Genomic DNA, 8,132 nt, shown 5'->3' on the forward strand with positions numbered 1-8,132 from the left:
GACGCACGCCGCCGGGCTCCTGGAGCGGAACCCGGAACGGGTCGTGGCCGCGGCCGCCGGGCACCTGGACCCGTGGGCCGCCGCGTCCGCCTGCGAGGACGCCGGAAAGCTCTTCGCCGCGCAGCCCGCCGAGCGCCAACGGGCGGTCGAGGCCCTGGAGTCGGCGGCGGACGGCTACGGGAACTGCGCGGCGCCGCGCGACGCCCGCAGGGTCGTGAGCCGACTGCGCTCGCTCGGGGTGCGCCGCGGCCGCTATCCGCAGTACGCCGGCCGGGACGGGGTTACGACGAGCGCGCTCACCAACACCGAGGCGGCCGTGGCCGAGCTGGTGAGCCAGGGGTTCACCAACTCCCAGGTCGGCGAGCGGCTGTTCATCTCCGGGCACACCGTGGCCTTTCACCTGAAGAAGATCTTCCGGAAGATGAACGTGGCCTCGCGGGTGGAGCTGACGCGGGCGTGGAGCCAGGTGTCGAGCGCGGCCGCCGGCGCCGTGAACGCCCACTGAGGCGGCCGCGCGTTCACAGGATCCGGCGCAGCGTGCCCGGCGGGCCCTGCCGCTTCTGCCACTCGCGGGGATAGCCCACGGACACCTCCTCGAAGCGGACGCCCTCGTGATAGGTGGTGCGCGGGATGTGGAGATGGCCGTACACCACGGCGGCCGCGCGGAACCTGCGGTGCCAGTCGGCGGTCAGCCGGGTGCCGCACCACATGGCGAACTCCGGGTACCACAGCACCTCTGTCGGGTGCCGGTGCAGCGGGTAGTGGTTGACGAGGACCATCGGCAGGTCGTCGGGGAGCGCGCTGAGCCTGCGCTCGGTCTCCGCGACCCGGGCCCTGCACCATGCCTCGCGGCTCGGATAGGGGTCGGGATGCAGCAGGCTCTCGTCGTTGCACACGACGCCGGTGCCGTGTGCGTAGGCCAGTCCCTCGTCCTTGGTGGCGCACCCCTCGGGCAGGAACGAGTAGTCGTACAGCAGGAACAGCGGCGCCACGGCCACGGGACCGTCGGGCCCCTGCCAGATCGGGTAGGGGTCCTCGGGGGTCGTGACGCCCAGTTCGCGGCAGACCTCGACCAGGTGCGCGTAGCGGTCGACGCCGCGCAGGGTGACGGTGTCGCTCGGGTGGGTCCACAGCTCGTGGTTGCCGGGGGCCCAGACGACCTTGCGGAAGCGGCCGGTGAGGGTCTTCAGGCACCGGCGGATGTCGGAGACGGTCTCCGCCACGTCGCCGGCCACCAGCAGCCAGTCCTCGTCCGATTCCGGGGCCATCCGCTCGATGAGCGCCCGGTTGTCGGCGTAGCCGCTGTGCAGGTCGCTGATGGCCAGGAGCCGTCCGCCGCCGTGGTCCGTCGCGGTCACCTCGCACTCCTTTCCGCACTCACGCAGGCCGCCCGTGCCGTCACCGTCACACCGCGGCGGGCGGCGGGGGCGCCAGGTCGGGCGTCCTCGTCTCGGCCAGGGCGAACTCCGCCTCGGCGCTCTCGTCGATACGGGCCATGGCGATGCGCAGGATGGGCGGTGCCATCAGGGACGTCACGATCGCGACGAGGATGATGATGGTGTACGTCTCGGCGCTCAGCACCCCGAGTTGCAGGCCCACCATGGCCACGACGACCTCGATCACGCCGCGGGAGTTCATCCCGGCGCCGAGCGCGAGGGCTTCCCAGCGGCCGAGGCCGCTCAGCTTCGCGCCGATGTAGGCGCCCACGAACTTGCCGAGGATCGCCACGGCGAGCACCACGCAGGCCGTGATCAGGACGGTGGGCCTGGTCAGCGCGGTCAGGTCCATCCGGATGCCGGCCGTGGCGAAGAACAGCGGCGCGAGGAAGGCGAGCACCGTGACCCGCAGCGGGGCCAGCTTCTCCGGGTCCAGCTCGCCACTCGTGCCGATCAGTACGCCGCACACGAACGCGCCGAAGACCGCCTCCAGGTGCAGGGCCTGGGTCGCCGCCGCGCCGAGCAGCACGATCAGCGCCGCCGTCGCGACGGTGGGCGCCGCCGAAGCGGAGCGGCCCGCCGCCCGCAGCGCCGCCTTGACCAGGGGGCGGCCCACGAGCCAGGCGGCCAGTACGACGCCCACGGGGTAGAGCAGGGATGTGGCGAGCGTTCCGCTGCTCAGTCCGGCCGTCGCCATCGCCGACACGATGGAGAGCAGGAACCAGCCGACCACGTCGTCGATCACACCGGCGGCCAGGGTCAGTTGCCCGACGTCGCGGTGGAGCAGGTTCATGTCGATGAGGGTCTTGGCGATCACGGGGATCGCGGTGACGCACATGGCCACGCCGAGGAACAGGGCGAAGACCGTCGGGCTCGTGCCGCCCGGCATGAGCGAGGACGGCAGCAGGAAGCCCACGCCGATGCCGAGCCCCAGGGGCAGGAGCAGACCGGCGAGGCTCACCCGCGCTGCCGTGGCGCGGCGCCGCTTGACGAGGTCGAACTTCAGCTCCATGCCGGTGATGCCGACGAGCAGTACGACGCCGACCTGCCCGAGCGCGTCGAGCAGATGCATCTGGCCGGGGTCCTTCGGCAGCAGCCAGTCGGCGAGGCCGGGCCATACGTGGCTGAGGATCGAGGGGCCGACGATCACGCCGGCGAGCAGTTCACCGACGATCGCGGGCATCTTGAAGCGCGCGGCCAGCCGGCCGAGCGCCAGGGCCAGCAGGAGCAGAACGGACAGCTGGAGGAGGAACACCAGCAGCGAGTGGGGGGGAAGCGTGGGAACGGGTGCGGAGCTCAACTGGGTCACCTCAGATCTGGGCTTCTTGAGGAACGGCGACGCCCACGCGGGCCAGGCGGTCCGCGATCAGGCCGGTCACGCGCGCGCTCTGGTCGGAGAGGAAGAAGTGGCCGCCGGGGAACACCTGGAGCTCCGTCGGTCCTGTGGTGTGCTCCTCCCAGGCCGCCGCCTCCTCGATCGAGACGCGGGGGTCCTTGTCGCCGGTGAGCGCGGTCACCGGGCAGGCCAGCCGTCGGCCGGGGGTGCAGCGGTAGCTCTCCACGGCGTGGTAGTCGCTGCGGAGCGCAGGCATGATCATTTCGACGACGCCCGGATCGGCGAGCAACGTCGCGTGCGAGCCGCCCAGTTTGCGCATCTCGGCCAGGAGCTGCTCGTCCGACCCCATGTGGAGCCGTTCGTCGCGGTCCCGGGACGGGGCCCGCCGGCCGGAGACGAAGAGCCTCGCGGGCGCGGGCAGGCCGGCGTCCTCCAGGCGCAGCGCGATCTCGTAGGCGAGGACGGCGCCCATGCTGTGCCCGAACAGGGCCAGGGGCCGGTCGTCGAGGTGGCGTATCGCCTCGAAGATCCGGTCGGCCAGCTCGGGGATGCTGCTGATGTTCGGTTCGTGCCGCCGGTCCTGCCGTCCCGGGTACTGCACCGCGAGCACGTCCACCGCGGGCGACAGCGCCTTGGACAGCGGGAAGTAGAAGCTCGCGGACCCGCCGGCGTGCGGCAGACACACGAGGCGCACACGAGTGTCCGGCGCCGGGCTGAACTGACGGATCCATGTTCCGAATTGGACCGGTGCTTGAGGCACGGCAAGAAATTCCTTTCGGGAATCATCCTTCGGCGGTTCCGCCGCGAGGGCCTACTTTTCTCCACCCCTCTTCTAATGGGGCGCACTTGAGTTCTGCTGGAGAAGCGCCACACATTTCCCCGACGCGGGGCCGTTGATTCCGTCCGCCTCGGGCATCATGGCCGACGGCCACCGTTCACCCCGGAGGAGACGATCGTCGTGAAGATAGTCGCGGACACCGTGAAGTGCGTCGGTGCGGGTCAATGCGTGCGCACCGCGCCCGACTTGTTCGACCAGGGCGAGGACGACGGCGTGGTCGTCGTGCTGAACGCCGAGCCCGAGGGGTCGCTCCTGTCGGTGGTCGACGAGGCCGTCGACCTGTGTCCGGCCCAGGCCCTGTCCGTCGCCGGCTGACCCGGCGCACGACCGACGCCCTGCCCGGGGTCCCGGGCAGGGCGTCGGTCGTGCGCGGCCGGACGAAGCGGTGGTCACAGGGGGCGGCGGGCCACGATCCGGGCGTGGTGCGGGTCGGTCTTGCCCGCCTCGACCAGCGTCGCCAGCGCCTCGTCCAGGAACTCGTCGACCCGGTCGCCGAGGACCTCCGCCTGCGAGGCGAACCAGGTCCGCCGGAACCGCGTGCGCATCTCGTCCAGTTCCGCGGGGGTCAGGGCCACGCCCTTCTTCCTGCTGAACGGGTGCGGGAGTTCGGGCACGTAGTGGGTGAGTTCGAGGCCGGCGTCCCGGAGCAGGTCGGCCACGTCGTCGGCCGGGTAGTCGCGCATCGCGGGCGGCACCTCGGCGAACAGGTCCTTCCACTGCGGGCTGTCGGCGAGCCGGCGCAGGATCCCGAAGAGGCCGGTGCCCTCGCTGCGCGGCTGGGCGCCCGTCCACTGCAGCACGAGGTACCCGCCCGGGCGCAGCGCGGCGGCCATGCGGCGCAGCGGCTCCTTCGCCTCGGACACCCAGTGCAGCACCCAGGAGGAGTGGATCACGTCGAACCGGTCCTGCGGCAGGTCCAGTTGCTCGACCCTGCGGACCTCGGCGTGCACGGGCAGCCCGGTGCACAGCTGCCGGGTGGCGTCCACCATGGACGGTGACGCGTCGCTGGCCCAGACCTCGAAGCCCCGCTCGGCGACGGTGCGGGCGATCTCGCCGGCCCCGCAGCCGACCTCGGCGAACGTGCCGCCGCGTTCCAGGGCGTCGCCCGCGAGCGCGAGCGCGGCCAGCGCCGTCTTGACGTGAGGCGAGTTCACCTTCACGTACTCCTCGGCCACCCAGGTGTTGGTCTCGGTCATCGGTGAAGTCCTGTCTGTGTCGGGGTGATCCGGGAAGGCGGGACGAGGCGCAGCGGGAGGCGCTCGCACCGGGTGACTCCGGGGCGCAGCACCCAGGAGATCTGCTCGCGCTCCACCGCGAGGGCCAGGTCGGGGAAGCGGGCGAACAGCGCGTGCAGCGCCACCTCCGCCTCCTGGAGGGCCAGCGGCCTGCCCAGGCAGTAGTGCGCCCCGCGCCCGAATCCGAGGTGGTCCTGGCCGCCGCTGCCGTGGTCCCGGCCGATGTCGAGGCGCTCGGGGTCCTCGAACCGGCGCGGGTCGGTGTTCGCGGGCAGGATCAGCGGCAGGATCGTGGCCCCGGCCGGGATGGTCGTGCCGCCGAGCTCGACGTCCTCGGACGGGTACCGGGGCATCCCCCACTGCGTGGGACCCAGGCGCATGAGTTCGTGCACCGCCTGCGGCCACCGGGCGGGTTCGTCGCGCAGCAGCGCGAGTTGACCGGGGTTGTCCAGCAGGGTCAGCACGGCGGTGGCGAGCAGTTGTGTCGTCGTCTCGTGGCCGGTGATGACGAGCGTGAAGACCAGGGTGACCATCTCCTGGTCGGTGAGGCGGTCGCCGTTGTCCTCCTGGGCCTGGACGAGCGCGGTGATCAGGTCGTCGCGCGGGTCGGTGCGCCGGCGCGCGATCACCTCCAGCATGTGGTCGACGCATTCGCGCATGACGGTCGGGATGCGCTCGCGGTGCTCGGTGGGCGAGCCCAGGCAGTTGCCCCACTCGTACCAGGGCTCGCGGTCGGCCTCGTCGATGCCGACCATCTCGCAGATGACGGTGAAGGGCAGCGGATAGCAGAACGACTCCATGAGGTCGACCGGCTTCCCGTCGCGCGCCCGGGCGGCCAGCCGGTCGAGCAGCTCCGCGGTGATCTTCTCCACCCGCGGGCGCAGTGCGGCCACCCGGCGTGCGGTGAACGCCCGCGAGACCAGGCCGCGCAGCCGGCGGTGGTGGTCGCCGTCGATCTGCATGAGCTTGTCGTCGAGGTAGTCGACCAGGTCGGACGGGATGTTGAGCTGCTTCATGATCGTGGTCCGGACGGCCGGCGCGTTCGGCACCGACGCCGGGTTGTTGAGGAAGCGCGGGTCGGTGAGGACCCTGCGCACGTCGTCGTAGCGGGTGACCAGCCACATCGGCGGGCCGCCCAGCATCGCCCCGGTGAGCGTCGGGGCCTGTTCGCGCAGCCGTGCGTATCCGGCGAACGGATCGGCCACCAGCTCCGGCGAGAGCAGCTCGACCGGGTCGGCCGTGGTCCCGGCAGTGACGGTCATACGTCCCCCTCTTCTGCGTCCAGGGAAAAGGCTGAACCCCGTCGCCAGAATTGGTGAATTGCTCCATCACGGCTCGACCGTCGATCGAGTGGGGGTTCCACGCCGATCCCGTAATGTGGATGGCAGTACCAAACAGTAGAACAGGCCCTTCCGGTACGGCATCCCTCGACCTGATAGGGCACCCCATTCCGGGAACCTTCGCGAACGGCCGGGTGCTAGTTTTCGATACCGCTCTTTCAGCGCTCCGTTCCATGCCCTCGCGGTTATTTCCGACACCTTGCGAGTAGGGATCACGATGGCCATCACGCGCCCGCACGACACGTACGCGACCCCGACCGACACGGACGTGGCCGTCGTCGGCAACGGGCCGGTCGGCGCCGCCCTTTCGGTGCTGCTCGCCCAGCACGGTTGGCGCGTGACCGTCGTCGAACGCCGCCCGCGGCCGTACGTGCTCCCGCGGGCGACCAGCTTCGACGGCGAGACCGCCCGACTCCTCGCGGCCACCGGGATCGGCGCCGAACTCGGCCGGATCACGGAACCGGCCACCGGATACCAGTGGCGCACCGCGGCGGGCGACACGCTGCTGGACATCGCCTTCTCCGCGCAGGGACGCTACGGCTGGCCGGACGCCAACACCATGCACCAGCCCGCGCTCGAGGAACTCCTCGCGGCCAGGGCGGCGTCGCTGCCCGGCATCACGGTGCTGCGCGGGCACCGCGTCGTCGACATCCACGACCAGGGGCAGCGGGTGACCCTGACCGCGGAGTCCGCCGACGGAACGCCCCGCACGCTCTCGGCACGCTGGGTCGTGGGCTGCGACGGCGCCAACAGCTTCGTGCGCGAGCACCTCGGCGTGCCGATGACCGATCTGGGGTTCTCCTACGAGTGGCTGCTGTGCGACGTCGCCCTGCGCGAGCCGCGCGAGTTCACCCCCACCAACGTCCAGATCTGCGATCCGGCGCGGCCCACGACCCTGGTCGGCAGCGGACCGGGGCACCGCCGCTGGGAGTTCATGCGGCTGCCGGGCGAGAGCAGCGCCGAGCTGAACAAGGAAGAGGCGGCCTGGCGCCTGCTCAAGCCCTTCGGCGTCACCCCGGACACCGCGACCCTGCTGCGCAGCACCACCTATATCTTCCGGGCCACTTGGGCCGACGAGTGGCGGGCGGGCCGGGTGCTGCTCGCCGGGGACGCGGCGCACCTGATGCCGCCCTTCGCCGGGCAGGGCATGTGCTCCGGGATCCGGGACGCGGTCAATCTGGCGTGGAAGCTGGACCTGACGCTGCGCGGCCTCGCCGACGACTGCGTGCTCGACACGTACGCCGAGGAGCGCAGGCAGCACGTGAAGGACTCGATCCTCTCGTCGGTGCAGCTGGGCAGGATGATCTGCGTGACGGACCCGACGGCCGCCGAGGAGCGCGACGCCACGGTCCTCGCGGGCCGCCGCGGTCGTACGCGGCCGGGGACGCCGGAGCCGGCGAAGCCGCTGTCGGCCGGTCTGCTGGGCCCGTCCCCCTCGGGCGCGGCCGGGGCCGTCGTGCCGCAGGGGCGGGTGCGCGCACCGGGCGGCACGGGCCTGTTCGACGAGGTCGTGGGCCGTGGCTTCGTCCTGCTCACGACGGACGACCCGCGTCCCGCGCTCGGCGAGGACCGGTGGTCCTTCCTCTCCGCCCTCGGCACTCACGTGGTGCGCCTGGCCCCGCCCGGCGCCACGGACCAGGGCGTGACGGACGTCGACGGCTTCTACCGCGCGTACTTGGCCGAGCACGACGCGACCGCCGTGCTGGTCCGGCCCGACCACCACGTCTTCGGCACCGCGAACGGCCCGGAGGCCACCGCCGTGCTCGTCGACGGCCTGCGTGACCGGCTGGGCGCGGCCGCACCCGCCGCGCAGTTGCGCCGGGCGGGCTGAGGGGTCAGGGGTCAGGGCCGGATCAGCCGGGCCAGCTCGACCGCGCCCCGCAGCGAGGACAGTGACCCCAACGCGGCGGGACGCACCACGAGCCGGGGCTGTCCGGGGCGGGCGAG

Annotated in this window: 8 protein-coding genes; 3 read left to right on the top strand and 5 right to left on the bottom strand. The window is 72.0% G+C overall.

From position 1 onward, the window contains the following. Window positions 1-505, top strand: a 505-nt coding sequence (locus G3I40_RS24755) for a LuxR C-terminal-related transcriptional regulator (RefSeq protein ID WP_164304329.1), incomplete at its 5' end; no start/stop codon positions are given. 13 nt (window positions 506-518) lie between these two features. On the opposite strand, the gene G3I40_RS24760 is transcribed toward G3I40_RS24755, so the two are convergent. From G3I40_RS24760 to G3I40_RS24770, 3 genes are read right to left on the bottom strand one after another with little or no spacing between them, the layout of a single operon-like run. Further along, a complete protein-coding gene (locus tag G3I40_RS24760) occupies window positions 519-1,358 on the bottom strand; it encodes a metallophosphoesterase (RefSeq protein ID WP_164304330.1) in 840 nt (279 codons plus the stop codon). A 46-nt stretch (window positions 1,359-1,404) separates the two neighbouring features. Further along, a complete protein-coding gene (locus tag G3I40_RS24765) occupies window positions 1,405-2,736 on the bottom strand; it encodes a cation:proton antiporter (RefSeq protein WP_239091922.1) in 1,332 nt (443 codons plus the stop codon). 10 nt (window positions 2,737-2,746) lie between these two features. Continuing rightward, a complete protein-coding gene (locus G3I40_RS24770) occupies window positions 2,747-3,466 on the bottom strand; it encodes an alpha/beta fold hydrolase (protein ID WP_343245012.1) in 720 nt (239 codons plus the stop codon). Window positions 3,467-3,730: 264 nt separating this feature from the next. On the opposite strand from G3I40_RS24770, the gene G3I40_RS24775 reads away from it, so the two are divergent. Continuing rightward, complete coding sequence (locus G3I40_RS24775; RefSeq protein ID WP_164304332.1) at window positions 3,731-3,925, top strand: ferredoxin; 195 nt, start codon at window positions 3,731-3,733, stop codon at window positions 3,923-3,925. Between the two features lie 74 nt (window positions 3,926-3,999). On the opposite strand, the gene G3I40_RS24780 is transcribed toward G3I40_RS24775, so the two are convergent. Both G3I40_RS24780 and G3I40_RS24785 read right to left on the bottom strand, forming a co-directional pair. Continuing rightward, the gene (locus G3I40_RS24780) at window positions 4,000-4,806 is read right to left on the bottom strand and encodes a class I SAM-dependent methyltransferase (protein WP_164304333.1); all 807 of its coding nucleotides are present in this window, start codon (window positions 4,804-4,806) and stop codon (window positions 4,000-4,002) included. After that, entirely contained in the window at window positions 4,803-6,107 is a 1,305-nt protein-coding gene (locus G3I40_RS24785; RefSeq protein WP_164304334.1) for a cytochrome P450, read from the bottom strand. Before G3I40_RS24785 ends, G3I40_RS24780 begins: the two co-directional genes overlap by 4 nt. A 295-nt stretch (window positions 6,108-6,402) precedes the next feature. Here G3I40_RS24785 and G3I40_RS24790 point away from each other — a divergent pair, with 295 nt between their 5' ends. Continuing rightward, window positions 6,403-8,016 (top strand): bifunctional 3-(3-hydroxy-phenyl)propionate/3-hydroxycinnamic acid hydroxylase, encoded by a 1,614-nt coding sequence (locus tag G3I40_RS24790; protein WP_164304335.1) that lies wholly within the window; start codon window positions 6,403-6,405, stop codon window positions 8,014-8,016. The last annotated feature ends 116 nt before the right edge of the window (window positions 8,017-8,132 follow it).

It is taken from the genome of Streptomyces sp. SID14478, from assembly GCF_010548525.1.
Classification (GTDB): domain Bacteria; phylum Actinomycetota; class Actinomycetes; order Streptomycetales; family Streptomycetaceae; genus Streptomyces.

Excerpts from the sequence above, each read along its gene's own strand:
- G3I40_RS24785 (WP_164304334.1), bottom strand. The coding sequence starts at position 6,107 with ATGACCGTCACTGCCGGGACCACGGCCGACCCGGTCGAGCTGCTCTCG.
- G3I40_RS24780 (WP_164304333.1), bottom strand. The coding sequence starts at position 4,806 with ATGACCGAGACCAACACCTGGGTGGCCGAGGAGTACGTGAAGGTGAAC.
- G3I40_RS24790 (WP_164304335.1), top strand. The coding sequence starts at position 6,403 with ATGGCCATCACGCGCCCGCACGACACGTACGCGACCCCGACCGACACG.